Raw genomic sequence first — 26,719 nt, 5'->3', positions numbered from 1 at the left:
GGAGAAATTAGGACTTTTATCTGATTTATTATTTAAAACTAATTTTACTAAATAGCTAGAAATAGCTGAAAATCAATATATGTAACAATTATGTAACTATGAAATGCAATAGTTTAACACGATTTTTACCTAGATTTTCTTTTTTTCCATGATTTATAATTTTAGGTTTGTTTCAGCATTGGTTGTCCGTGTTCGTAGATTTGAAAAAATGAGATTCCTTTTTTGTTTATCCCTAACCTTATTTTCTTCTTCATTCTTTTGCCTCAATGCTCAATCTTTACGATTGAATCCAGAGGCAATTCATCAGATTACTAACTTTGAACAGTTAGGTCCTCATTTCAGCCAAGAAATGATCCAGCAGCTCGATTCCTTACCTGTGGGAATTGATGAAGAGTTCCAAATTCTAAAAGACGATTCAGGAATTTATCTTTTCGCTGGCTGTAGGATGGAGCTTTACCGATGGGAAGAGAATTCCTGGAAAAATCTTTACCAATTTCAAAATGTAGGTTATACCTGCAAAAGCAGGCTTATAATTAAAGAAGGAAATCCTTTTCTTCTCGGTGGCTATGGTTTTTGGAATAGCCATACAGATTTAATTGAGTTTAATCCAAGATTGGGCTCATGGTCCTTGGCGAGTGTAAAAGCACAACCGGCTAATTACAATTCTGAATACCTAGGAATTACCGAAAAATCAGCCTTTCTATTATTGGGTTTTCATAATAATCCAAGAGAGGATGTTCACCAACTTCCGGAAAATCAAGGCTATATTCTGGATTTTGAATCAATGGCTTGGAAGCATCTGGGTTTTGATTTTGAAATGTCCTTGGTGAACCCAAACGCTTCCTATTATATATTTCAGGATGGAACTTTAGACTCTCAGGATTTCTTGGCTTTCAATGCTTTTGAATCAGTCTCGCAAAACAAAGGACTTTTAATCTTTGACAAACATGACTTGAACTTTAGGTTCTTTCCTCAGGAGTTGGATTATAATCCATTAGAATACTCCCCTTATTTTATGGTAGATGGAAACCAAGTTTACCTACAGGATCAAAAGAATCTTTCTATTTCCTGGAATCTGGAAGACATGTATGCGAAAGCAAAAATGGTGGGTAAAGCCGCAATTCTCCCAATGAGTGTGACGGAGGTTAATAGGATCAAACAGGATTATGTGATCATATCCCTTGTTTCAATCTCATTGATAGGCTTAGTATTATTTCCAGTATTCAAAAAGCGGATAGCTTCTCCGGCTCTGAAAAGAACAGATGAAAGGCAAGGAAAGGATCATATTCAGAATGAAAGTTTCTCAAAAACCTACAACTCTCAAGAAAGTCCAAATCTTCTGGAAATATTGGATCAGAATAAAGGGAAAATGTTTACGGTAGAAGAATTGGATGAGTTGTTCGATATTCATCAGATTCCCAACCCAGAAAACAAAAGGGTAAAACGATCCAGATTAATTAAAGAAATTAATACCCAAGCTGAGGAGAAAAGGGGCTATAAGATGATTAATAGAACAAGAAGCCCAGAAGACAAACGCTGCTTGCTTTACGAAATTAAATAAGTTTTATATGCATATTCCCTTTTATGATTGTATAAAAAAATAGGGCTTGATATCTGCCTTGTGGATCAGAATCCGGAAACTTCGGTCTTCGGTCTTCGGTCTTCAAACCGCTCATTCAAGGAAAATATCTCAATTATTATGACTGCTTGAAATAAGGAAATTTTATTACCCAATTCTATTTAACCCAAACTATTTAATCCTAGCTATGAAGATTTTTAATTTTTTCAGGTCTGGAGGGATTTCCTACAAATCCAAAGGACGTCTTATTAGGAATCACCAGGTAAATTTCAAATACAAAGGAAAACTCTTGGTATTTGACCCCTTTACCATGTTGGAGGAGCTCAATTTCAAGTTGAAGCAAGTGAAAGGACTGGATTTCCAGCTTGATGAGATTTCCCAAAAAATTCTGAATCGCCATTTCCAAAAAGAGGTTGTGGTTCCCAATTCCATAGCCAAAACCAAGTTAGGGAGAGAAGAACTTATGGTTAAAAGAACAGCTATGAGCGCTACTATTCCCAGAAAAAGCTTGTATGAATTTATCTGGAAAGGAGAATGTGTTCTAAGTTTTTTACGGATTTACGATTATGGCAAAGAGTTTGAAAAAATATCTGAAGAAATAAGGATAAATCATGCGGATGTGGATTTGTCCTCTTATGCTATTCTTTTTGAGTTAGAAAAAAACTCTAATATGCTCCTGGATAAATTCGGGCAAACCCACGTCTGGAAGATAAATGATTTGGCTTTATTTCAGGATTTGATGTTGGGTGTCGAGGAAATAAATATTGATGAAAAACAAAAAAGTAGCTACTAAAAAAATGATAAAAATTTAAGTCTAAAATGAGTACTAAAACTACTCATTTGATTATCTTTGAAGCGTCTAAACCATCAAAAAGCCTTAAATTTTAAAATTTGAGGCCTTTTTTTCAATAAAGCCCAAAAAACCAAACTGTTAGCTTAGGCTAGTTTTTGCAGTAAAGATTATTGCTAAGATCATTCTGAGATCCGGAAAAAGAGAAGTAGGCCATGCGAGTATTCTCAGCATTTATACTTCTCCAAACCAATCTCAAAATGGGACTGAAAGGGCGAAGCTGTACCCGGTGGTGAGTAAGTGTGTAAGTGATTAACTGAGTAATTGATTCAGTCTCAAAGCATATAAAGGAATAATATTTTAGAGTTAACTTTTAGGTTTTATGGAAAATAGATTTTTTACTTATCAATTTGAAAAACTTCAAGTCTATCAGCTTTCAAGAGTTTTTCGTGTAGAAATAAAAAAACTGACATTAGGCTTTCCGTCAGATGAAAAATTTGAATTAACGAGTCAAATAAGGCGCTCTTCCTCGAGTATAGCTACTAATCTTGCTGAAGGCTCAGGAAGATCATCATATAATGATCAAGCTCATTTTACAAATATTTCATTTTCAAGTGCTTTAGAAACTATTGATCACTTAATTTATGCCTTTGATATGGGCTATATTAGTGATGATGTTTATGTTTCTTTTCGCAAAAAATTAGACGAGATAATCAATAAACTTAATGCTCTCTATAAATTTCAAATCAATAAAACTGAGGGCTTAAAAAGTAAATTAAAGAATACCGAGGATTAAATTCTACTTGTTGTTTTATGTTCAGTTCCTCAATTACACTCTACTCAATTACTCAAACATTTTTTTAAATTGAGGGAACATCTAATAAAGCATTAAATGAATATAGTTAACGTAATATTATCTGGCGGTGTCGGTTCCCGACTTTGGCCTTTGTCCAGAAAGTCCAGACCTAAGCAATACCTTCCGATTTTTGATGGGAAAACCTTATTTCAGAAGACAGCCTTAAGGAATTCTGCGTTTTGTGATTCGGTTTTGGTGGTGGGGAATATTGATAATTACCAGCTTTCCCGAAAAGATTTGCAAGAAGCGGGGATTCAATCCTATCAGGAAATTATAGAGGCTTGCCCCAGGAATACAGCAGCAGCCATAGCCTTTTCAGCCTTTGCCTGCAATCCAGAAGATATACTCTTTGTTACCCCTTCCGACCATTTGATTGAATCAGAGGAGGCTTACAAAAAATCTGTGGAGAGAGCTATAGCACTAGCAAAGGATGGATTTATTGTGACCTTTGGCTTAAAGCCTAGTAAACCTGAGACAGGTTTTGGTTACATAGAAGCAGATGGAGAAGAAGTAAGGAGCTTCAGAGAGAAGCCGGATTTGGCAACTGCCGAGGAATTTATTCAAAAAGGAAATTTTTACTGGAACTCAGGAATGTTTTGTTTTCAAGCTGGAGTTTTCTTGCAGGAATTGAAGAAGTTGGAGCCTAGCGTTTACGAAACCTCCTATACTACCTATCAAAAGATAGAAGAGGGGAAATTAAATGAGGAGCTATCTATGAAAATCCCATCTATCTCTGTGGATTATGCAGTGATGGAAAAAACTGACAAAATTAAGGTGGTTCCTTCTGCTTTCGACTGGTCAGACATGGGAAGTTTTGAGGCCATCTATGAATACAACCAAGCTCAGGGCTATCCGATAGATTCTATGGGAAATATGGTAATTGGTTCTGAATTACATACTGAGTTTGTGGGGCTGTCTAATAGTATTTTGATCTGCACTGCGGATGCCATTTTGGTTTTAAATAAGGAAAAAGCTCAGGATGTAAAGAAGGTGTATGAGAGGTTGGAGAAGGAGAAGCAGGGCTTAGTGGATTGATAAAGGTTCAGTGTTCAGAGATCAACGTTACAGAGGTGCAAATGAACTTTGAACCCTGAACTGTGAATATTGAAGTCTAGAAAATGATAAAAAATAACAAATTACCAATTACTAACACTTTTTTAGATGTTAAAAAACTTAGAAAACAGCAAAATAGCCATCATCGGTTTGGGCTATGTAGGATTACCTCTAGCCACTGCATTTGCCGAGAAGTTTAAAACGGTGAGGTATAAGAGGTAGACTTATAGAGTATATTTGAATGAAAAAAACATCATATAAAACTTTTGGGTCCTTTAAATTTGAATGCCAAAAATAAATTTTTCAAAATTTCATTTCATAATAAAACCTAAAAAGGGATAAATAATTTAGAATATTAATAATGTTACAAGGGAAAACTATTTTAATTACAGGAGGGACTGGTTCATTAGGAAAAGCACTAACGAAGCATATTCTTTCAAATCATCCAGAGGTGAAAAAAATCATAATTTTTTCACGTGATGAGCAAAAGCAATTTCAAATGGCTCAAGAGTTTCCTTCTAATGAATTTCCTCAAATTCGATTTTTTATTGGAGATGTGCGGGATAAGGAGCGATTGATTCGAGCATTCAAAGAAGTGAATTTTGTAATTCATGCAGCTGCCATGAAGCATGTTCCCATTGCGGAGTACAATCCTGAAGAATGTGTTAAAACAAACATCGATGGGGCAAGAAATGTCGTTGACGCTTGCCTTCAGACGAATGTTGAGCGCGTAGTAGCTCTTTCAACCGATAAAGCATGTGCTCCAATTAATTTATATGGAGCCACTAAATTGGCATCTGATAAGCTTTTTGTAGCCGCTAACAATATCAAAGGATGGAATCCAATTAGATTTAGTGTAGTTCGATATGGTAATGTGATGGGCTCCAACGGTTCAGTGATTCCATTTTTTATAAACAAGAAAAAAGAAGGCGTACTACCAATTACAGATCCGAACATGACACGGTTTAATATCTCTCTAGAAGGTGGAGTAGAAATGGTGATGCATGCTTTATTTCATGCTTGGGGAGGAGAAATTTTTGTCCCCAAAATCCCATCTTACCGAATTACTGATGTTGCGAAAGCTATAGGGCCAGAATGTGAGCAGAAAATCGTTGGAATAAGACCGGGAGAAAAGGTTCATGAAGAAATGATTACTCCCTCAGACTCTTTTTATACCTACGATCTGGGAAAATATTACACAATCCTTCCAGCTGTACCAAAGTTCAAATTAGAAGATTTTATTAAGGAATTTGGTGCGGTTAAAGTAAAGGAGGGATTTGCATATAATTCAGGGGATAACGAAGAATGGGAAACAGTAGACTCACTTCGATCGCTTATCAAAGAACACGTTGATTCAACTTTTGAATATTGATCTGATGAACCCTATACCCTACGGAAGGCAGCATATTACGGAGGATGATATTCTGGCTGTAATAGAAACTTTGAAATCAGATTATCTGACGCAAGGTCCTAAAATCAAAGAGTTTGAAGATGCTTTTGCAAGCTATGTCGGTTCCAGATATGCTATTGCGGTATCCAATGGCACAGCAGCCTTACACTTAAATGCTTTAGCTTTGGGAGTAAAGCCTGGCGATAAAGTAATCACTGCTCCAATTACTTTTGCTGCTTCAGCCAATTGTGTCCGCTATTGCGGAGGTGAGGTAGTTTTTGCTGATATTGATCCAGAGACCTATTTGCTGGATATTCATTCAGTAAGAAAGTTATTGGAAGCTTCACCAAAAGGTACTTATCAAGGCATTATTCCGGTTGATTTTGCAGGTAGAGCAGTAGATTTAGAGGCTTTTAGAGAACTGGCTGATGAGTTTGGCTTATGGATTATCCAAGATTCCTGTCATTCTCCTGGGGGATATTTTATAGATAGTAAGGGGCAAAAACAGCATTGCGGGAATGGTAAGTTTGCAGAATTGGCAATTTTTTCATTTCATCCTGTCAAACACATCGCTTCAGGCGAGGGAGGCATGATTACTACCAACGATGAGAACCTTTACAAAAAACTTTTGATGCTTCGCACCCACGGAATCACGAGAGATGAATCTTTATTCCAAAACTCACTTGAATTCGCAAGGGGAAAAGATAATTTTTCATTAGCCTCTCATAATTCTGCATTCCCAGCCTGGTATATGGAAATGCAGGAACTTGGCTATAACTATCGATTGACTGATTTTCAAGCGGCTTTAGGTTTAAGCCAATTAAAGAGAGCAGACGAAGGTTTGGTAAGAAGAAAGGAAATAGCAAAAAAATATCATGAGGTTTTTCAAGGTCAACCTTTTATCAAAAGTCAATCAGGAGTAGTAGATGGCCATGCCTACCATCTGTACATAATTGAAGTTGAAAACAGATTAAGTCTTTACCAGTACCTTAGAGAACAAAATATTTTCGCCCAGATCCATTATATCCCTGTTCATTTAATGCCTTATTACAGACAGTTTGGATGGGAGGAAGGAGATATGCCCAATGCAGAGCAGTATTATAAAAACTGTATCAGTCTGCCTATGTATCCAACTTTAACCAACGAAGAACAGGAATTTGTAATAAAAACAATTATCCATTTCTATGGCAAATAGTGCGCCCTATTTGGAGTCGGAGAGACTGAAGTTAATGCCGCTAGGTTTGGAACATCTCAGTATTGACTATGTCAAGTGGATGAATGATCCTGAAATTATTGCTTATTTAGAAACGGGCGGAGATTATACAATTGAAAAACTAAAAGAATTTTTAACCCAAATTGAAAAATATCCCATATTGTTTTGGGCAATACATTTAAAGAGCACCAATAAACATATAGGAAATATAAAAATTGACCCCGTTAATTTAAAGCATAAATATGGGGAGTATGGGATCATGATGGGAGACAAGGCAGAATGGGGAAAAGGATTTGCAAAAGAGGCATCTCAACTTGTTATTTCATACTGTTTTTCAGTTCCTTTAAACTTGAGAAAAATTAATTTGGGGGTTTACAGCGAGAATATATCAGCCATAAAATTGTATAAAAATTTGGGTTTTGTAGAAGAAGGTAGATACATCAAACATGTAATAACAAAGAAAGGATACGATGATATTTTAAGAATGGCTATTTTTAACCCTAGTTATGAGTAATAAAATTATTTTGGGCACGGTCCAATTTGGTTTAGATTACGGGATAAACAATACTTCGGGCAAAATGAGTAAAGAAGAAGTGTTTAAAATACTTGATCTAGCCTACGCATCCAATTTAACTGTTCTTGATACAGCAGCAGCTTACGGAAATTCCGAAGAAAGAATAGGAGATTATCTCAGTATCAATAAAGAAAAAAACTTCAGGATTATCACAAAATTCAATTTAAAACAAAATTTAACTCCAATCCACTCGCTTGAAAAATCACTACACAATTTGAAAATAGATCAAGTAGATGCTGTGATGTTTCACAGTTTTGAAGATTTTAAATCGACAAAAAAAGAAGAAATAAATTCTCTTTTGGAGCTTAAAGGAAAAAAATACAAGAAATTGGGTATATCTCTTTACACTAATGCCCAGATGAAAGAGATTGCAGAAAAAGAAATTTTTGACTTAGTGCAAGTTCCATTTAATGTTTTGGACAATGAACAGCAAAGGGGTGAAATTCTAAAAGAACTGAAAAGTAAAAATTTAGAAATTCATACAAGGTCAGTTTTTTTACAGGGGCTTTTTTTTATGAAAAAGGACAGAATTCCTTTGAAACTTAATCCGTTGGTTAGATATCTGAATGACTTAGAATCTATTGCAGAACACTTTTCATTGGATTTCTCTACATTGGCCATTCAATATGCGCTTTCAAAGCAATATATTGACTGTGTTTTGGTTGGTGTGGATTCTGTCGATCAGTTAAATATTAACTTAAAAAAAATTGAGTCAAAAGTTCCACCTTCGGCACTAAATGCAATAGATGAAATTTTTGTAACTGAAGCTTCTCTTTTAAATCCTTCAATATGGAATCTTTAAAAATTTTACTGATAACTCAGGCTAGGATTGGAAGTACTAGATTTCCCAAGAAAGTTACAAAAATCTTGGGAAACACGACATTGCTAGGGCTACATCTGCAAAGAGTAAAAATGTCTAAAAAAGTAACTGATTGGGTTGTAGCTACTACCAAGGAAGAAGGAGTAGGTCAAATTATTGAAATCAGCAATCAATCAGGTGTAGATTTTTATCAAGGGGATTTGAACGATGTACTGGATAGGTTCTATCAAGCAGCTTTACCATATGCGCCGAACTATGTGGTAAGAGTAACTTCGGATTGCCCGCTTATAGACTCCAATATCATCGATGAAGTGATAGAATTGACTATTCAAAATCAAGCTGATTATGGAGCAAATATTTTGATTGAGGAATTTCCTGATGGTCAGGATGTTGAAGTTTTTAATTTTCGTGCTTTGGAAAAGGCATGGAAAGAAGCCAAGTTGATTTCTGAACGTGAACACGTAACTCCTTACATCAGAAATAATTCAAATTTAAAGGGAGGCAACATTTTTAAGGCTGTTCATCTATCAGCACCTTCAAATTACAATCATATCCGTATGACCGTTGATGAACCTAAGGATTTAGAAGGAATTGAAACTCTTATTGCAACTCTAGGATTTGAAGCTTCTTGGTTGGATTATACAAATTATATAATACATCATATTAATGAATTCAAAAATCAGGATATCCAACGAAATGAAGGGTATATAAAATCTTTGGATAACGAGAAAATAAAATAACCGTGGGAACTGGACAAGAACTTTATAAAAAAGCGAAACAACTTATTCCTGGAGGAACAATGTTGCTTTCAAAGAGGCCGGAAATGTTTTTACCTGATTTATGGCCTTCCTATTTTTCTGAAGCTAAAGGATGTAAGGTGATTGATTTGGATGGGAACAGTTATATAGATATGTCCATAATGGGAATTGGGACTAATACGCTAGGCTACGGACATGAAGAGGTCGATGGGGCTGTCTTAGAAACTATCAGAAAGGGTAATATGAGTACGCTTTCTTGTCCTGAGGAAGTTTATTTGGCCGAAAGATTAGTTGAAATAAATCCTTGGGCAGACATGGTAAGATATGCTCGTAGTGGAGGTGAGGCTAATGCTATTGCCATCCGGATAGCAAGGGCAGCATCAGGAAGAGATCAAGTGGCGATATGCGGTTATCATGGTTGGCATGACTGGTATCTTTCTACCAATCATAATGATGGAGATGGTTTGTCAGGACATTTGTTACCGGGTTTAGAGCCAGCAGGGGTACCAAAGAATTTAAAAAATACAGTATTTCCTTTCCATTATAATAATATCGAGGAACTTGAAAAAATTGTAAGGGATAACCGAATTGGGGTTATCAAAATGGAAGTTGTCCGAAATTTTGGGCCAGAAAATGATTTTTTGAAAAAAGTTCGTGATTTAGCTAACAGGGAGAAAATAGTTTTAATTTTTGATGAATGTACTTCTGGATTTAGGGAAACTTTCGGAGGTATATATAAAAAATACGGTGTAGAACCGGATCTTGCCATGTATGGAAAAACTATTGGAAATGGTTATGCCCTAACGGCTGTTGTCGGTAGGCGTTCTGTAATGGAAGCGGCCCAAAAAACCTTTATCAGTAGCACATTTTGGACAGAAAGGATTGGTCCCGCGGCAGCATTAAAGACCCTTGAAGTTATGGAGAAATTAAAATCTTGGGAAATTATTACTGAAAAAGGAAAAAAAATGCAACAAGGATGGATAGAACTGGCTGAAAATCACACTATTGATATTCAGATTTCAGGGATACCTTCACTATCTACTTACACATTTAAGTATGAAGATGGTTTGAAGTTTAAAACTTTTCTGACGCAAGAAATGCTGAAGAAAGGCTTTCTGGCGAGTACTAATTTTTATGCTGCCACTGTTCATGAGGATAGGTATTTTGATCAATATTTTGACAGTTTGAATGATGTATATAATTCTATATCAAAGTGTATAAAGGGGGATCTAAATATTAATGACTTATTGGAAGGTCCGGTTTGTCATTCTGGATTCAAAAGACTGAATTAAATGAGTTTCTTTTATAGGGTTCTTACAAATCAAACTTTTAATATAGACCAATATTCACTGGTACCTATCCGAGAAGAGGATAAATATGCCATCATGAAATGGCGTAATGAACAGATTTACCATCTGCGCCAGAATAGACTCTTGACGGAAGCGGATCAGGATGCATATTTTGAGAATGTGATTGCTAAACTTTTTGACCAGGAAAGACCTAATCAGATTTTATTTTCGTACCTAGAGGGTGAAAAATGCATCGGTTATGGAGGATTAGTCCATATCAATTGGATAGATAAAAATGCAGAGATATCCTTTATCATGGATACTGCTTTGGAAAAGGATTTTTTCTCTTTTCATTGGCAGACTTATTTGACTTTGATTGAAAAAGTTGCATTTGAAGAACTTCAGCTTCATAAGATTTTTACTTATGCTTTTGATTTAAGGCCGAGGCTTTATGTTGTATTGGAAAAATCAGGATATGAAAGGGAGGCAAGGCTAAAGGAACATTGTTTCTTTGAGGGTAATTATATTGATGTGATCCTTCATTCCAAAACAACCAGTAGATTTTACTTAAGGAATGCAGCTTTAGAAGATCTAGAAATTACCTATACCTGGACCAATCATCCTCAAACAAGGCGATATGCATTCAAAAAGGGATTTATCCCCTTGGAAGAACATTCCGAGTGGTTTGCTGAAAAAATAAAAGACCAAAACTGTATTTTCAAATTATTGATCAGTGAAGGTGAACCTGTGGGTTCAATCAGGTATGACGTAAAAGGAGAAGAAGGTTTGATCAGCTATCTTGTAGCTCCAAATCAAACTGGGAAGGGTTTAGGAACGAAGTTACTTGAACTATCTGTTTTAGGTTTGCAGAAGGAAAGAAAAGATATTAAATCTATCAAAGGTCTTGTAAAAAAGGAGAATATAGCTTCCATTAAGATATTTGAAAAATTAGGATTTGATAAAATTGAGCTAGAAAAAGATGTTTTAGAATTTAGAATGAAAATAAATCATGCAGGTAGGAAATAGTAAAATAGATAGAACCTCCCCGGTTTTTATTATAGCAGAGCTTTCAGCAAACCATAACGGCAGTCTAGAGACTGCTATTGAAACCATCAAAGCCGCAAAAAGGGCTGGAGCAGATGCCATCAAATTCCAGACTTACACAGCAGATACTATTACCATTGATAGCGACAAAGAGGATTTCATAATCAAAGGGACTATTTGGGAAGGCAAAAATCTGTATCAATTATATCAGGAGGCTTATACCCCTTGGGAATGGCACGAAACTTTGTTTAATGTAGCTAAAGAAGAGGGACTTGTCTGTTTCAGTTCTCCCTTTGATAAAACAGCAGTGGACTTTCTTGAAAACCTGAATGCACCTGCTTACAAAATTGCTTCATTTGAAATCACTGATATTCCTTTGATTGAATATGTAGCGTCAAAAGGAAAACCAGTGATAATATCAACAGGGATAGCAACCCAAGAAGATATTGAATTGGCATTGGATGCCTGCTATCGAATGGGTAATCGTGATGTTGCGCTTTTAAAATGTACTTCAAGTTATCCTGCCCCAATCGAAGAAGCCAATATGGTGATGGTAAAAGACATGGCAGAAAGGTATAGAGTAATAACTGGGCTATCAGACCATACTATGGGCAGTACGGTTCCGGTGGTATCTACGTGCTTTGGTGCAAAAATTATAGAGAAACATTTTATTCTGGATCGTACTATAGGTGGTCCTGATGCATCTTTTTCGATGACTGAACTTGAATTTGCTGAAATGGTAAAGGCTGTTAGGGAAGCAGAGAAAGCTATTGGTGTTGTTAATTACAATCTGACCGAAAAACAGAAAAAAGGAAAGGATTTTTCTAGGTCTCTGTATGTGGTGAAGGATATAAATGAAGGAGGAGTGATTACAGAGGAAAATGTTAGAAGTATTAGACCGGGTTTTGGTTTACATCCCAAACATTTAACTGATATTTTGGGCAAAAAGGTTACAAAATCATTAGAGAATGGTGCTCGAATGGATTTAAGTTTTGTTAATAATAAATGAAAATTCTATTTGTAGAGAACCGTTATAAAACGGGGCTTTGGGAAGTTATTGCTAAAGAATATGAAAAGGAGGGGCATGAAATATTTTGGATTGTTCAGAACCCCATATTTAAACCTTCATTTAAAAATGTAACTGTTTTACCGTTTCCTAAAAAGAAAAGACTTGAAAAAATTTATACTCCAGAAATTCAAAAAATAATTAATGGAAATAGGGGAATGAATTATTTTGGAATTCAATCTGATAATTTTATTTTTTGGTATGAAAAGGAAATTGAGAAGGCCTTAGATGTGATTATGCCTGACTTAGCCTTTGGCGAAGCTACTTTATTTCATGAGTTGCTGGTAATAAATGCCTGTAAGAGAAGAAGTATATTATATTTAAATCCCTCAACAACTCGGTATCCTAATAATCGATTCTCATTTTATTTGTACGATACCCAAGTGCCTTATAAAGGATCTAAAGATTTGCTTTCAAATGACATGGCTCTGAAAACTGTTGAAGCAATCCAAGCACGTCAAGCACTTCCAGATTACATGACGGTATTGCGCTATAAATTAACAGGCTTAGATTGGCTTAAAGACAAATTACGGTTGTCACTTTCTTATTACTTGGGAGAGCGGTACAATACTCCTTCTCCATTTGTTAAACGTAAGATTAATTCCCATTATGCTAAAAACGTACTCAGGTGGGAAGAAATAGCAGTTGACACAACTAAGATTAAGAAAGGCTTTCATGTGCTATATGCCATGCAAATGCAGCCCGAAGCAAATATTGATGTTTGGGGCTACCCGAACAATAATCAAACACAAGTCATTCAGCGAATCTTAAATGATTTAAAGGGTTCCGATAAACTTTTATTGAAACCAAACCCTAAATCGAAGTATGAAATCTCAAAGGAATTATTAGACCTAGTCAAGTCAAATTCTGAACGAATTATAGTACTTAAACATAGCTCTAAAATGGCAGATGTTTGGTTAATTACAGATGTCGTTGTTACAGTTACAGGAACTATTGCAATTGAATGTGTATTTGATAACATGCCTGTAATTATGCTTGGAGAAGCATTACATACGAGACAAAAAAACTGTTATCATTTGAAAGCTGATGAATCCATGCAGCCTATTTTTGATCAAATAAAAAAAGGGGGGTTCCCTAAGATGTCCAGCGAGGAAAAAGTGGCATACTTGCAAGAGCTGATGCAAACAAGTTTTGAAGGAACTAATGGAGATGGACTGCATAACTCACATTATTTAAAAGATGCCCGTAATTTGACTAAACTTAAAACGGCTTATACCAAGGTATTATATGGATTCTAATTTTTACGAGGATCATAATGTGAATTTTTTAAATCGGTTACATCCGTCAAAGGTAATGGCGTTTGCTTTTATTATATGGGCGATTTTGTTTTTGTTTTCTCCTCTTGTTGTAAATATTGAACTAAATGGAACTGCGTATGTTTTTCTTTTTTGTTGCATTCTATCATTTATACTTGGAGTTGCCCTAGTTAAGGATAAAATTGGTTTTCGTACTTCCAAAAGTGCGAATAATCTGAGGAGATTATTTTTCCTTATTTTGTATTTAGCAATTTTAGGATTAGCCCTTAAACTAACCGATAGGTTTATAATTCGCGGAATCAGTTCAAGTTCAAATTATTTCGAGAATAGAGAAATTATGGAGGCAGCGGGAGGAAACTACATCGCTATTTTATCATCTTTCTTAACCCCTTTAGGTATAATACCGATTTTTTTACTTTGGAAGCATAAAATTTCAACTAATTGGATAGTAAAAATAATTGCATTCATTTTATTTTTCGCGCAAATTTTTGATGCAGTCTTATTGGGGTCTCGTTCGATAATCTTTGTTTTGTTTATTCTTCTTGGTTTATATTTATTTTATTTTCAAAAAATTAAAATTACTTTATTAAAGGGGCTTGGTATAGTTATGGTAATTCTTTCCTTTATGCTGATGATGAATTTCATTTTTGTGGAAAGAACAAAAATTTTTGCTGGTGAAAATACATATGACCTTGTTTTAAACCAATCTAACATTAATTATACAGTTACATCGAGCAACTCCTTTAAAAATACTTTTAGCAACCTGAATCCTACTACTCAAAGTTTAGTCTTTACTTATTTAACTACTACGCAATACTTTACCCATGGTATGATTGAGTTTTCATATCTTTATGATAATTACAAAAATGATTATGCATTAGGGAGTTATACTTTTGCTATTTATTCGCGTTTTTTGCATAAAGTAACAGGTAGAAATTTTGATTCAAAAAATCTAGAGCAATTGAGTCCTAGGCCTGGAGTATTTAATACTTTTTTTGGTCCAATATTTATCGACTTTGGATGGTTTTCATTGTTATTCATGCTATTGTTTGGTATGATAGTTAAAGTAATTTATAACAAAGCAAAAAGTGGCTATGATTGGGCTATTATTCTTTATTTTTATTTTTTTATTGTTATTGCATTTTCTCCTGTATTTAATTTTATCAACGGTGCAGGAGGTATATTTATATTGACATCAATAGTACTATTTTATATTATTTCAAAAATAAAGATTGTATGAGAAATTCTATTCAAGAAAGTATTGGTCTGTTTTCGATGTTAAATTAAGTAATATGATACTAAGAGTATTGTCTGAAGTTATCATTCAAAATTTCATTTAAGTAATTTAACTATTAAAATTATTAATAATGATTAGGTTTCTTACTTTACTCATCTGTTTAATTCCTTTAAGCTTTCTTAAACCAGTACTTTTAAATTTAATAGGTCATAATATTAGTTTGAAAGCTAGAATTGGTTTTTCAATCGTAGCCATTGGTAAAATGAAAATAGGTGATGGAAGTCGTATTGGGAATTTTAATTTTCTTAAATTTGATTATTTAGAAATGTCTTCTAATGCCATTATAGGTAGATTCAATTTTTTAAGAGGGAATTTTATTGTCTTGCTAAAGGAAAAAAGCGCAATAGGTAATTCTTGTGTTATTACTAGAGCAGGAAAGGGAGTATCTTATGGTAAATCAGCATTGAACCTAGGTGTTTTAGCAAAGATTACAGCCGGTCATAAAATTGACATGATGCGAAGTATTAATTTAGGAGACTTTTCAATTATTGCTGGTTCTCATTCTCAACTATGGACTCATGGTTATTTACATGCTCCTACAGGTCCCGATAGGTTTAGAATTGATGGTGAAATAAATATTGGCAATAATGTCTATGTAGGTTCTAGTTGTGTTATAAATGCTGGAGTTTATGTAGCTGATGGTATAACTATAGGGAGTAGTAGTTGCATCTCAAAAAATCTGACGAAATCAGGGATGTATGTAGCTCAACCTCTTCGATATATAGAGAAGGATTATGAAGACTCCAAGAAAAAGCTTAAAAAGATAAATTTGGATGGTTTGGTGGAAGAAGTTTACGAAAAGCCAAGTAAAGGATAGGGTTTAATGTTAAAAAGATTGGGCCCAATAATGATTTTATTTGCTCTGGTTAAATCAGTTAGTTACTTGGCTCCTTTAGGTGTGGCTACGCTGATTTCTTCAGAATTTGAGTACGGGCAATTTGAGTATTCTTTAAACCTAGGTCAAATGCTCACCGGGGTTTTTTCTGCAGGCCTGGTTGGATCTTATGCTTTTTATGTCTTAAAGAATGATAAAATTTCTTTAAAGCCAGTTTTTCACTTTCATTTCGTATTCTTAATTGCTGTTTTGATATTAACCGCGGTAACGATTTCCTCATTTCTGACGAATCCTATTTTTGGAGCCTTTATTCTCGGTGTTGCTTTTGCCGATCAAGTAGTTATTTCAGGTATACTAAAATCAAATGGAAGGAATAGTTTTTCGATTATTGCAGATACATCCGTTTACATTGTAATGAGTATTTTACTTTGCCTGATGTATAATGGATTTGCTGAATTTTCGATTAGGCTCTGGCATATTTCTATATTGATTAGCTTGTTTCTATCAAGTGTATTTTATCATATTCCGCGTTGCAGAGGGTATAGAGATGTGTCATTTCAATCAATTAAAGAAATATATAAATTTGGGGGATTGATTTTGATCTCTGGCCCACTAATTATACTGCTATCTTCGAGCACAAGGCTTTTCATTGAATATTTTGGTAGTTTTGAGGATGTGGCAGCTTACTCTCTCTATTTTAGATTTGCAGGTTTATCCTTACTAGCGTTTAGGTTTATTGGGATATTGATGTTTCGAGGCTTTTTTTTAGAGAAGCATGAAATTCTGGATAAGAAATATTTTAAAATTATTTTATTGATATTATTGATCAATCTAATTTTTGCAACCGTTTTTACATGGATTTCTTCACCCTTATTTTCGTTTCTTGAGTTTAACATTGTTCCTGATTTAAAGATTTTTATTCTATGTCTTTTCCAAGTTGTTTTTTGGATTAATACTGCTTTATTTGAATCTTCTATGCAAAGAGAACAAAAGGTTAAAGAATTTATCTTACTACTTATTGTTTTTGTAGTTGGATTGATTTTTACATTGTACACAATAAGTCAGCTGTTTCAACTAAATGTGTTAATGATTCTTGTTATTAATAATGTTATACTTTGGCTTTTCTTTTATGGACAACAGTATATCTTGAGAAGGAGGCAAATAGTTTATTCATTAACAACAAGAGTTCATACTGGCATTGGAATTCTGTTCTTTATATCTACCATATTAATTTTTACACTATAGTGAAAGTTTTGCATTTAGGCAAGTTTTATCCACCCTATTTCGGTGGAATAGAAAAAGTTAATTTCGACCTTGTTGAGGGGTTGAATAATTTAGAAGTTAGTACTGATGTATTGTGCTTTAACGAGAATAGAGGATCAGAGTGTGTTTTGAGAGGCTATCACGTATTTAAGTCAGATGTTATTATTAATGCATTGTCTACGCCGATTTCAATTGATTTTTTTAAAACTTTAAAAGAAATTAAGGACAGGTATTCTATCATACATGTACATTTACCTAATCCGATAGCGATTATGGCAATTTTGCATGTGGGTTACAAGGGTAAGATTATTGTACATTGGCATAGTGATATAATTCGTCAAAAGATTGCTAAAATTTTTTTTAATCCTTTTCAGCAAAGATTGCTAACTCTTGCTTCAACGATTGTAGTAACCAGCCCTAACTATTTAGAGGGCTCTGATGACTTGAAGCATTATAGAAATAAGGTACAAATTATTCCGATTGGCATTGATCAATCGGAGTTCCCTGAAAATCCGACATTGCGAGAAAAGCTTACGCAGCGTTATTCAGGGAAGAAGATCATTTTCGCTTTAGGACGCCACATTTACTATAAGAATTTTTCTACGCTAATTGATGCTGTTGAGACTTTTGATGAGGATACCATAGTTCTTCTGGGTGGTGAAGGAGAGCTTTCTTTTGAACTTAAGGATCAAGTTATTGAAAAAGGCTTTAAAGATAGGGTTGTATTTTTGGGTAAAATACCTTTCGAAGAATTAGGCGAGTATTTTAAGCTAGCCGATGTTTTTTGTTTGCCATCCAATGAAAAATCCGAGGCTTTTGGAGTGGTAATAATAGAGGCGATGAGTTTTGGTTGTCCAGTAGTTAGTTGTAATATCGAAGGTTCTGGAGTACCTTGGGTAAACCAAGATAAGAAAACGGGGTTTGTGGTTCCTGTCAATGATTCTGAAAAGCTTGGGAATGCAATAAATTTGATTCTACATGACTCTGATTTAAAAGAGGAGTTTAGTCTTAATGCTAGGGCTCGTTATTTTGAGTTATTCACCAAGGATAAAATGGTGAAGGAGTTTAAAAGACTTTATGAATCTGTTTAGAGGTTTTCTTTTATCGGTAATTGGATTTTTTCTTTTAACGATACCATGGGTTTTGTTCGGGCAATCTTTGCCATCGGGTTTTCCTTTAATCGAGGAATTTCAAAGAAGAAAGCAATTGGTTAATAATGATAGTGTAGGTGCTTCATTTTTCCTTCGACCAATTGAATCAATTGATAGTTTATACGGTATTACTCATGAAATTGACTTGCCATTTTCGTTAAATGAACTGGAAGTTGGAGTTTTACCATTTATTAATATGACTAGAATTCTTACAGGGAGACCCTATGGATGGGCAGATTATGGATTAATTCCAAACCCAGGTATTCAAACCTATATATCTGGTGGTATTCACGCTAAGTATACGTTTATTAATTTTACATTTCGGCCTGAGTTTGTTTTGGCCCAAAATGCAGGTTTTTTAACCAGTTTAGAAGAATTCAACGAACTAGAACTTAGACGACGTTTTTTTTTATGGAATATTGGTGATAATCCAGAAAGATATGGATCTGGTTGGTATTTCAAACCATGGTGGGGACAGTCTAAGCTTACTTTTCAATTTGGAGCTTTTGAAATAGGAGGAAGCACAGAAAATATTTGGTGGGGACCAGGGCAGTTTAATGCTCTAACATTCTCCAATAATGCACAGGGCTTCCCTCATTTCACTATCAATACAACCAAACCTGCAAATACTTTCTTAGGAAATATCGAATTGCAAATGATTATGGGAAGGTTAGAAAACTCTGGGTTTGCTCCTTCTCAAAATGAAGAGTTAAATGACCGGTATTTTACTCCCTTTACGGGGGATTCACGCTATACCAACGCTATCACATTTACTTGGAGCCCTAAATGGGTAAAAGGCTTTTATTTTGGATTTAGTCGAACTTTCCAACAATACAATGCAAGTAGGGGGAATACTTTCTATGATTGGTTCCCTATTTTTGAGGCTTTTCAAAAGAAAAACTTTTTTGCAGATGGAAACTCAGTGGATTTTGATGCAAACGGGAGAGATCAAACGGTAACTATATTCGGAAGATTAGTTATACCTAAGACGAAGTCTGAGTTGTATTTTGAATATGGGAGAAGAGATCATGCATTTGATTGGAGAGAATATATTCTCAACCCTGAACATGCTCGTGCTTTTATTTTTGGATTCAATCAATTGTTTGATATTCCCGAAATCGGTAAAACTATTCAAATTCGATCTGAAGTAACTCATCAACAAGAATCCATAAATAGAATACTTCGATATGGAACAGCAGAAATACCGTACATAGGCGGTGGAAATTCATGGCATACTCATTTTCCTGCACGGGGCTTTGTGAATTACGGGCAACCTCTAGGTGTGGGAATTGGAACAGGTTCAAATTTGCAAACTGTAGAAGTTTCCTTAGTTGAGGGTGTGGATAAAATGGGTTTGCTTTTTGAGCGCTTGGCAAATAATCAGGACTTTTATTACAAGGCCTTGCTTCAGTTCACTGAGCGTAAACCCTGGGTCGACCTCTCTCTAGGTTTCTTGTACGACAAACAATTCAACAACTTACTTCTTAGCTCCAAGCTTCAGTTGATCCATGCACGCAACTACCAGTGGCAGTTGGATCCGACAAGTACCCCAGATTTTCCGAAAGGGAAAAATCTTACTTCGGTGATGGGGCAGGTGTCGGCGATTTATTTCTGGAATAAGAAGAAGGAGTAGAGATGCCTCCCGCAAAGAGTGGAAGTGGCAAAGAGGGGATGGGAGTTAATAGTTATTAGGATTGTCGTCCTATTCCAAGTTTATCTGCTCTGAGGCTATGTTTTCTATCCTCTCTATGTGGTTTAATAAATTTTTCTCTGTGGAGTTCTTAGCGGTCTTTGCGGCTCTGAGGTGAAAGAATTTAAGTCTCTCGCAGTGACGCGGCGGCGCAGCGGTTTTTGATCTCCCGCAAAGTAGCAAAGAGGCGAAGAATAGATGGGAGTTAATAGTTATTGGTTATTAGTTAAATAGGCATAGGTTCATTGAAGGGACTTTTTTGATTTAGGCTATGTGATCTCTGATTTCTATGAGGTTTAATAAATTTTTCTCTGTGATATCCTTTGCGATCTCTGCGGCTTTGCGGTGAAAGAATTTAAGTTTCTCGCAGTGGCGCGGCGACGCAGCGGTTTTTGATCTCCCGCAAAGTAGCAAAGAGGCGAAGAAGGGGTGAGAGTTGATGGTTATTGATTATTAGTTATTAGGGCATAGGTCTATTGAAGGGGTTATTTTGATTCAAACTATGTGATCTATAATTTCTATGTGGTTAAAAAAAATAGCTCGCAGCGGCGCAGCGACGCGGCGGTTTTTTTGGCTCCCGCAAAGAGTGGAAGTAGCAAAGCAGAGTTGGGAGTTAATAGTTATTTGTTATTAGGCCCTAAATCCATTCATTATGTCCTTACACGGTTAATCAATTACTTTTTCAAATGTGAGCCTTGACAATGAACCAAGAGGCGAGAGACTAGAGACGAGAATCTTGACTTGAGAACGTAATCAGTTACCCAATTACTCAATTACACGATTACTCCATTTCTCAATTACTCAACTTTCACCGCTTTGAAGAAGTGTTCCTCAGATTTTGAAAACTAAATCAAAAGCCCTTATTTACATGCATGATTTTTGAAAAAATTTAATACTCAAAAAATTGAATTTAATCTTAGTTTAAACACCTGATATACATTAAATTATGTTTTTCATACTTTTCATTATATCAGGCCTTCCATTAATAAATCATTAAAGGCAAGACTTTTGTAATTCATACTTTGTAATTTTAACCGATTAAACCAACCAATTATGTTTTTTTTATTAGCCATACTCACAGCTTTTTCGGTGGGGTTTTTTGTCACACCGATTCTGATAAAGCTACTCCACAAAGCTCAAATAGGTGATCTGCCGGGCGGAAGGAAAATTCACAAGAAATTTATCCCTTCCATGGGAGGAATTGCTTTCTTTTTGGCTGCTTCCATCGCTATGTCCATTTGGGCTTGGCAGTTTCCACTTCCTGATATCCGCTACCTTTTAGGTGCTATAGCCCTGGTGTTCTTTGTTGGACTTCGGGATGATATGGTCGAATTGAAAGCCTCCCATAAAATTATGGGTCAACTTGTAGCTGTGTTGCTGGTCATTGTTGCTGCGGATATCCGTATTAAGGACTTGCACGGATTCTTGGGAGTAGGGGAGCTCAACTTGTATGTTTCATACGGATTCTCTGCCTTTGTAATCTTGGCCTTGACCAATGCATTCAACTTGATTGATGGCTTGGATGGCTTGGCTTCAACCATGGCAGTAATCGTTCTAAGTTCTCTGGGTGTCTGGTTTTATGTACATGGACTGGATAGCTTCGCCGTTCTTTGCTTTACTTTCCTAGGAGGAATACTTTCCTTCTTAGTATATAATTGGCATCCTGCCAAAATCTTTATGGGTGATACGGGTTCCTTAACCCTAGGCTTTACCATGGGAGCCTTAATCATAGCCTTTATGGAATACAATGCGGCTTTACCTACTGGAGCGGCCTGGAAGTTTGAGTCTGTATTTTCTTCAGGAATAGCATTGATGATTTTTCCTCTGTATGATATGGCCAGAGTTTTTACCCGTAGGATCTTGCAAGGTAAGGGTCCCATGACTCCGGATAAAAGCCATGTACACCATTTCCTGATGAGGTCTGGATTGAAGCATAATCAGGTTGCTATGCTTCTTGGCTTCATTCAATTGGCTTTCGTGGTCTTGGTGGTCGCATTGAAAGATTATTCAGATCATTTGGTTTTACCTCTGATTTCTGTCATTGCCTTAGGCCTCGGATACAGACTGGATCAGGTCACTGTTAAGTATGTGAAAAAGAAGGTTCATGCCGAGCCAAGAGTACTGGAAGTAAGGCCTCTTTCACAGCAGCAAAGAAGAAAAATCAAATTGGAAATGGAAGAAATTCGAGAATCCAGAATGAATCTAAACTAAGCTCAGAACCACTTAAAACTTATAAATGCCCTTCGGGGCATTTTTTATTTGAATAAAATTAATGTTTGGTTGGGTTTTTGATAGAATCTATTTAGTTTCCCATCGTAAACGGTATGGCGTACCCCATAAATGGCATTTCAGTATAAACTTTCCGCTCCAATCTTCGGTGGAAATGAACTTATTTACACCCAAGAAGCCATCAGTTCCGGGCAACTGGCAACTTCAGGCAGTTTTATCGATAAATTCGAAAGGAAACTTGGGCGGCAACTGAAAACCCACCAGGCCGTTGCCTTGAATTCGGGCACAAGCTCCTTACACTTGGCACTTGTTCTGTTAGGTGTAAAAGCTGGAGATGAGGTGATTTGTCAATCATTTACTTTTTGTGCCTCAGCCAATCCAATCATTTATCTTGGAGCAACTCCCATCTTTGTAGATAGTGAAAAGGAAACATGGAATATGTCTCCTGAACTTTTGGAAGATGCGATTATGCATAGGATAGCTCATGGTAAAAAACCAAAAGCTATTATCGTAGTCCACCTTTTCGGTATGCCTGCCAAAATGCAGGAAATCATGGAAATTGCTGGCAAATACAATATTCCCGTGCTTGAAGATGCTGCAGAAGCTGTGGGTAGCACGGTAAATGATCGCTATTGCGGAACCATGGGAGATATCGGTGTGTACTCTTTCAATGGAAATAAAATCATTACTTCCGGTGGAGGAGGAGCACTAATCGCAAATGATAGTTCTCTGGTTGAAAAAGCAAGATACCTGTCAACCCAAGCAAGAGAAGATCTTCCTTACTATCAGCACTTGGAAATTGGCTATAATTATAAAATGAATAATCTGGCTGCTGCTGTGGGCTTGGCTCAATTGGAGCAATTGGATGAGTGGATAGAGAAACGAAGGGAAGTCAATTCTAATTACCGAGAATTATTGGGTAGAATACCAGGTATAGTATTTCAGGATGAGCCCGAAGGCGTCACCTCCAATTATTGGTTGACTACGATTCTGATCGACGATAAAGTGACTGGTTTCACTAATGACAACCTGAGGGTTGCCTTAATGAAGAACGGAATAGAAACCAGATTTTTATGGAAACCTCTACATATGCAACCTGTATTTAGAAAGGTGCAGTTTTTCGGTGGTGATATTTCCAAAAGTTTATTTCAAAAAGGAATTTGTCTACCAAGTTCTGCTGATTTGACCTATGAGGATCAGGAAAATATTGTAGGTATTGTCATCAAGGAATTAGCCAAAACATTCTGAGTTTGTGATTTATAGAAAAGTCGGTAAAAGACTGCTGGATCTATTGGTGGCAGGAACCCTTTTTTTATTGCTATCTCCTCTTTTTCTATTTCTCTATTTAACCTTATTCCTTTATTTCCGGGGTAATCCAATTTTTAAACAAACCCGTCCAGGATTTCAGACCATTCCTTTTAGTATTTTGAAATTCAAGACCATGACGGATAAAAAAGATTCGTCGGGAAACTTGCTTCCAGATTCGGAGCGGATTACCAAGTTTGGAAGAGTCATCCGGAAGTTTTCTCTGGATGAAATGCCTCAGTTGCTCAATGTAATCAGAGGGGATATGAGTTTGGTAGGTCCAAGACCCTTATTGATGGAATACCTTCCCCTATACAATAAAGAGCAGATCAAAAGGCACTTAGTCAAGCCCGGAGTCAGTGGTTGGGCTCAGGTCAATGGTAGAAATACCATCTCTTGGGAGGAGAAATTTGAATTTGATACTTGGTATGTGGAAAATGTAAGCTTTCTACTGGATTGTAAAATTCTAATTATTACTTTTTTTAATGTTCTATTAGGTAAAGGAGTATCTCAACAAGGGCATGTGAGTATGGGGAAATTTGAAGGAAGTAAGCAGCAAAAGGTTCATCTTTCATAATAGCTCAAGGAATCTGCAATCCCGGAATTATTTAAGTGTATTTTTGCCCTGAGGATGAAAAATATGGCTTTGAATTAGCCCAAATGATCAGTATCCGATTGCTCCGGTCTTCGGTTGCTTGTGCTGAGCGAAGTCGAAGCATCCAATCGGTCAAACAAAGAAAATATGGCAACAGGCATAATTCCGGATTTCCAGATTAATTCAAGCTTTCGCACTTTATAATTCACACTTCCAACTTAGGGTTCCTGTGAATTAACAGATTATTCAAATAAATTTGTATATTTCATCAAAATAATTGACTACACTGTTTTTCTCTTTTTAAACCTGTTGTACTCCAAATTTTCCCATTTAAATAAGAATTAGAAAAACTGTTTCCGCTTAAATCCAATTCCTTTGTTTTTATCGTATTTCAAAAATACCTAACATTCAATTGAAATAATTCAAAATAAAATTGGATTGAACTGAAAAATACACAAGGATATTTGGTTTAGCAGGATAAAAAATCTTATTTTGCAAAGTGATAGAATTAGTGAGGCCCTACCTTTTAACCTTATCAATTTGAAACAATATCTACTATGAATTTTTTAACCAGGCTTAAAATCCTTCCTAGATGGATCATCGCCACGCTAGACGCTCTTATACTTTTCTATTGTGCTTTATTTGGCTATCTAGTACGATTCAATTTCGAATTAGCCTTAATCGAACAAAATGACGCTATAGCCGGAAGTTTCACCTTTATGATAGGTGGACTATTGGTTATGCAAAATACCAGAAGCTATGAAGGAATAGTAAGACATACCGGTTTTAAGGATGGTTCCAATATCTTTAAAACGGTTCTTATCAATTTTATTTTATTTCTCTTTCTTAATTTTTTCCATGGAAGTTTTCTGAATGATAGATTTCTACTTCCGACCTCTGTTTTAATTATTGCGAGTTTGTCCTCGCTCTTCATGCTCGTTTTCTATAGACTGCTTGTGAAAGAGCTATTTGTTTATTTGAAAAATGGATTTATAGCGAAGGAGCAGCGAAACGGAGTCATTTTTGGTGCCGGGGAGGCTGGGATCATAGCGCAGGAGGCTATTAAAACAGACAGTAAATCCTATTTCAATACTGTAGCCTTTTTGGATGATGATCCAAAAAAGGATGGGAAGAACCTTTCAGGAACAAGGATCTATCATGGTCTTTCCCACTTGGAGAAGTTAGTCAGCCAGTATGGTGTAACCGAACTGATTATTGCTGTTAGAGATCTATCCGTTCAGAGAAAAAGAGAAATTATAGACGAATGCCTGAGGTTAAAGATTTCTGTTTCTATCGTTCCTCCTGTGGATCAATGGATCAATGGAGGTTTGACAGCCGGTGCAATCCGTGAAATTAAAATCGAAGATCTGTTATCCAGAGATCAGATTCAATTGGATAATCCAAGAATACATGAAGATCTGATAGACAAGGTTGTATTGGTTACAGGAGCTGCGGGCTCTATAGGTTCCGAGCTTTGCCGACAAATCTCTTATTATCAACCGAAGCTTCTAATCATGCTAGACATTGCTGAATCAGCATTGTATGATGTGGAGAACGAGTTTAGAGAATCTTATCCATCCTGCCCGATCAAAATCATTTTGGGAGATGTGAGGAATAAGAAGAAGATGAAGGAAGTCTTCAAAAACTTCAAACCTCAGGTAGTATTCCATGCTGCAGCCTATAAGCATGTGCCGATGATGGAGAACTATCCGGAAGAAGCAATTCATTCCAATGTGATAGGAACCAAAATTCTGGCAGATCTCTCAGTTTTGGCTCAGGTAGATAAGTTTGTGTTTGTATCTACAGATAAAGCAGTGAACCCAACCAACGTGATGGGAGCTAGCAAAAGAGCTGCGGAAATGTATGTGCAGGCTTTAAATGAATATTTGGAAGTTAATCACAAGAAGTACCATACTAAATTCATTACCACTCGATTCGGAAACGTTTTGGGTTCCAATGGTTCGGTTATACCGTTATTTAAGAAGCAGATTTTGCACGGTGGCCCTATTACGGTAACCCATCCAGAAATTACTCGATTCTTTATGACCATTCCTGAGGCTTGCCAATTGGTTTTGGAAGCAGCTGTAATGGGGCATGGAGGCGAGATTTATGTATTTGACATGGGGGAACCTGTAAAGATTCTCGATTTGGCCAAGAAAATGATTCAGCTTTCCGGTAAGAAAGTAGATGAGGATATCAGTATTGTATTTACAGGATTGAGAGAAGGAGAAAAGCTCTATGAAGAGCTGTTGAATGATTTTGAAACAGTGAAGATTACCCATCATCCTAAGATTAAAATTGCCCAAGTACTTCCTTCCGCTTATCACAAAATAGACGGGCAAGTGGAGCTTTTTCAAGAGCTAATCAATAAAAATTCAGAAAATGAATTGGTGGCTCATTTAAAGGTGATAGTGCCTGAGTTTATTTCCAATTCCTCCCGATTTGAGGTTTTGGATAGGATGAATTGATTTTTTGAAGTGTGACTAAGTAAGATTAGTTAATTGTTATTAGATACTTCGCTATTCGACGTTCATCATTCGATGTTCGATATTTTTTTTTGGAAGTGTAAAGTGTAATTGAGGATCAGTTAATTGTTATTGGTTGATATTTATTAGTTACTTCATTATTCGACATTGGTGATTGTG

At 35.9% G+C, this 26,719-nt stretch carries 22 protein-coding genes; all 22 read left to right on the top strand.

Features of this window, described 5'->3' with window-relative positions; genetic code table 11:
• Nucleotides 1-283 precede the first annotated feature (283 nt).
• Nucleotides 284-1,561 (top strand): hypothetical protein, encoded by a 1,278-nt coding sequence (locus B2906_RS12760; RefSeq protein WP_286939963.1) that lies wholly within the window; start codon nt 284-286, stop codon nt 1,559-1,561.
• 205 nt (nt 1,562-1,766) lie between these two features.
• Nucleotides 1,767-2,372, top strand: a complete 606-nt coding sequence (locus B2906_RS12755; RefSeq protein WP_286939961.1) for a hypothetical protein — start codon at nt 1,767-1,769, stop codon at nt 2,370-2,372.
• 379 nt (nt 2,373-2,751) lie between these two features.
• Nucleotides 2,752-3,165 carry a four helix bundle protein gene (locus B2906_RS12750; protein WP_286939959.1) on the top strand — a complete coding sequence of 138 codons (414 nt, stop codon included), beginning with the start codon at nt 2,752-2,754 and terminating at the stop codon, nt 3,163-3,165.
• A 96-nt stretch (nt 3,166-3,261) separates the two neighbouring features.
• Nucleotides 3,262-4,260, top strand: coding sequence for a mannose-1-phosphate guanylyltransferase (locus B2906_RS12745; protein ID WP_286939957.1), 999 nt, complete (start codon nt 3,262-3,264; stop codon nt 4,258-4,260).
• Nucleotides 4,261-4,639: 379 nt separating this feature from the next.
• Nucleotides 4,640-5,650, top strand: coding sequence for a UDP-N-acetylglucosamine 4,6-dehydratase (inverting) (gene pseB, locus B2906_RS12740; RefSeq protein ID WP_144604283.1), 1,011 nt, complete (start codon nt 4,640-4,642; stop codon nt 5,648-5,650).
• A gap of 4 nt (nt 5,651-5,654) precedes the next feature.
• Nucleotides 5,655-6,863 (top strand): UDP-4-amino-4,6-dideoxy-N-acetyl-beta-L-altrosamine transaminase, encoded by a 1,209-nt coding sequence (gene pseC, locus B2906_RS12735; RefSeq protein ID WP_144604282.1) that lies wholly within the window; start codon nt 5,655-5,657, stop codon nt 6,861-6,863.
• Nucleotides 6,853-7,395, top strand: coding sequence for a GNAT family N-acetyltransferase (locus B2906_RS12730; RefSeq protein WP_144604281.1), 543 nt, complete (start codon nt 6,853-6,855; stop codon nt 7,393-7,395). The genes pseC and B2906_RS12730 overlap by 11 nt, the downstream gene beginning before the upstream one ends.
• The gene (locus tag B2906_RS12725) at nt 7,388-8,257 is read left to right on the top strand and encodes an aldo/keto reductase (protein ID WP_144604280.1); all 870 of its coding nucleotides are present in this window, start codon (nt 7,388-7,390) and stop codon (nt 8,255-8,257) included. Before B2906_RS12730 ends, B2906_RS12725 begins: the two co-directional genes overlap by 8 nt.
• Complete coding sequence (locus B2906_RS12720) at nt 8,245-9,015, top strand: cytidylyltransferase domain-containing protein (protein ID WP_186300034.1); 771 nt, start codon at nt 8,245-8,247, stop codon at nt 9,013-9,015. Before B2906_RS12725 ends, B2906_RS12720 begins: the two co-directional genes overlap by 13 nt.
• Nucleotides 9,016-9,017: 2 nt before the next feature.
• Nucleotides 9,018-10,325 (top strand): aminotransferase class III-fold pyridoxal phosphate-dependent enzyme, encoded by a 1,308-nt coding sequence (locus B2906_RS12715; RefSeq protein WP_222116009.1) that lies wholly within the window; start codon nt 9,018-9,020, stop codon nt 10,323-10,325.
• Nucleotides 10,326-11,348, top strand: coding sequence for a GNAT family N-acetyltransferase (locus B2906_RS12710; protein ID WP_144604279.1), 1,023 nt, complete (start codon nt 10,326-10,328; stop codon nt 11,346-11,348).
• A complete protein-coding gene (gene pseI, locus B2906_RS12705) occupies nt 11,332-12,375 on the top strand; it encodes a pseudaminic acid synthase (RefSeq protein WP_144604278.1) in 1,044 nt (347 codons plus the stop codon). The genes B2906_RS12710 and pseI overlap by 17 nt, the downstream gene beginning before the upstream one ends.
• On the top strand, nt 12,372-13,691 hold the full coding sequence (locus B2906_RS12700; RefSeq protein ID WP_144604277.1) for a hypothetical protein: 1,320 nt from the start codon (nt 12,372-12,374) through the stop codon (nt 13,689-13,691). The genes pseI and B2906_RS12700 overlap by 4 nt, the downstream gene beginning before the upstream one ends.
• On the top strand, nt 13,681-14,949 hold the full coding sequence (locus B2906_RS12695) for an O-antigen polymerase (protein ID WP_144604276.1): 1,269 nt from the start codon (nt 13,681-13,683) through the stop codon (nt 14,947-14,949). Before B2906_RS12700 ends, B2906_RS12695 begins: the two co-directional genes overlap by 11 nt.
• A 127-nt stretch (nt 14,950-15,076) precedes the next feature.
• Nucleotides 15,077-15,823 carry an acyltransferase gene (locus B2906_RS12690; protein WP_144604275.1) on the top strand — a complete coding sequence of 249 codons (747 nt, stop codon included), beginning with the start codon at nt 15,077-15,079 and terminating at the stop codon, nt 15,821-15,823.
• A gap of 6 nt (nt 15,824-15,829) precedes the next feature.
• Nucleotides 15,830-17,086, top strand: coding sequence for a hypothetical protein (locus B2906_RS12685; RefSeq protein WP_286939946.1), 1,257 nt, complete (start codon nt 15,830-15,832; stop codon nt 17,084-17,086).
• Complete coding sequence (locus B2906_RS12680; RefSeq protein WP_144604273.1) at nt 17,086-18,195, top strand: glycosyltransferase; 1,110 nt, start codon at nt 17,086-17,088, stop codon at nt 18,193-18,195. The genes B2906_RS12685 and B2906_RS12680 overlap by 1 nt, the downstream gene beginning before the upstream one ends.
• Nucleotides 18,182-19,888 (top strand): capsule assembly Wzi family protein, encoded by a 1,707-nt coding sequence (locus B2906_RS12675; protein ID WP_144604272.1) that lies wholly within the window; start codon nt 18,182-18,184, stop codon nt 19,886-19,888. Before B2906_RS12680 ends, B2906_RS12675 begins: the two co-directional genes overlap by 14 nt.
• Nucleotides 19,889-20,998: 1,110 nt before the next feature.
• Nucleotides 20,999-22,156 (top strand): glycosyltransferase family 4 protein, encoded by a 1,158-nt coding sequence (locus B2906_RS12670; protein WP_286939942.1) that lies wholly within the window; start codon nt 20,999-21,001, stop codon nt 22,154-22,156.
• Nucleotides 22,157-22,285: 129 nt separating this feature from the next.
• The gene (locus B2906_RS12665) at nt 22,286-23,422 is read left to right on the top strand and encodes an aminotransferase class I/II-fold pyridoxal phosphate-dependent enzyme (protein ID WP_286939941.1); all 1,137 of its coding nucleotides are present in this window, start codon (nt 22,286-22,288) and stop codon (nt 23,420-23,422) included.
• A 4-nt stretch (nt 23,423-23,426) separates the two neighbouring features.
• Entirely contained in the window at nt 23,427-24,056 is a 630-nt protein-coding gene (locus tag B2906_RS12660) for a sugar transferase (RefSeq protein WP_339816477.1), read from the top strand.
• Between the two features lie 575 nt (nt 24,057-24,631).
• Nucleotides 24,632-26,542: a polysaccharide biosynthesis protein gene (locus B2906_RS12655; RefSeq protein ID WP_144603003.1), complete on the top strand. Its 1,911-nt coding sequence runs from the start codon at nt 24,632-24,634 to the stop codon at nt 26,540-26,542.
• Nucleotides 26,543-26,719 lie beyond the last annotated feature (177 nt).

Source organism: Algoriphagus sp. UBA3586, assembly GCF_002376385.1.
Lineage (GTDB): Bacteria > Bacteroidota > Bacteroidia > Cytophagales > Cyclobacteriaceae > Algoriphagus > Algoriphagus ornithinivorans.
This window is presented reverse-complemented; position numbering and strand designations above follow the sequence as displayed.

Coding starts and splice junctions, on each gene's coding strand:
- B2906_RS12755 (WP_286939961.1), top strand. CDS start 1,767: ATGAAGATTTTTAATTTTTTCAGGTCTGGAGGGATTTCCTACAAATCC.
- B2906_RS12750 (WP_286939959.1), top strand. CDS start 2,752: ATGGAAAATAGATTTTTTACTTATCAATTTGAAAAACTTCAAGTCTAT.
- B2906_RS12745 (WP_286939957.1), top strand. CDS start 3,262: ATGAATATAGTTAACGTAATATTATCTGGCGGTGTCGGTTCCCGACTT.
- pseB (WP_144604283.1), top strand. CDS start 4,640: ATGTTACAAGGGAAAACTATTTTAATTACAGGAGGGACTGGTTCATTA.
- pseC (WP_144604282.1), top strand. CDS start 5,655: ATGAACCCTATACCCTACGGAAGGCAGCATATTACGGAGGATGATATT.
- B2906_RS12730 (WP_144604281.1), top strand. CDS start 6,853: ATGGCAAATAGTGCGCCCTATTTGGAGTCGGAGAGACTGAAGTTAATG.
- B2906_RS12725 (WP_144604280.1), top strand. CDS start 7,388: ATGAGTAATAAAATTATTTTGGGCACGGTCCAATTTGGTTTAGATTAC.
- B2906_RS12720 (WP_186300034.1), top strand. CDS start 8,245: ATGGAATCTTTAAAAATTTTACTGATAACTCAGGCTAGGATTGGAAGT.
- B2906_RS12710 (WP_144604279.1), top strand. CDS start 10,326: ATGAGTTTCTTTTATAGGGTTCTTACAAATCAAACTTTTAATATAGAC.
- pseI (WP_144604278.1), top strand. CDS start 11,332: ATGCAGGTAGGAAATAGTAAAATAGATAGAACCTCCCCGGTTTTTATT.
- B2906_RS12700 (WP_144604277.1), top strand. CDS start 12,372: ATGAAAATTCTATTTGTAGAGAACCGTTATAAAACGGGGCTTTGGGAA.
- B2906_RS12695 (WP_144604276.1), top strand. CDS start 13,681: ATGGATTCTAATTTTTACGAGGATCATAATGTGAATTTTTTAAATCGG.
- B2906_RS12690 (WP_144604275.1), top strand. CDS start 15,077: ATGATTAGGTTTCTTACTTTACTCATCTGTTTAATTCCTTTAAGCTTT.
- B2906_RS12685 (WP_286939946.1), top strand. CDS start 15,830: ATGTTAAAAAGATTGGGCCCAATAATGATTTTATTTGCTCTGGTTAAA.
- B2906_RS12675 (WP_144604272.1), top strand. CDS start 18,182: ATGAATCTGTTTAGAGGTTTTCTTTTATCGGTAATTGGATTTTTTCTT.
- B2906_RS12670 (WP_286939942.1), top strand. CDS start 20,999: ATGTTTTTTTTATTAGCCATACTCACAGCTTTTTCGGTGGGGTTTTTT.
- B2906_RS12665 (WP_286939941.1), top strand. CDS start 22,286: ATGGCATTTCAGTATAAACTTTCCGCTCCAATCTTCGGTGGAAATGAA.
- B2906_RS12655 (WP_144603003.1), top strand. CDS start 24,632: ATGAATTTTTTAACCAGGCTTAAAATCCTTCCTAGATGGATCATCGCC.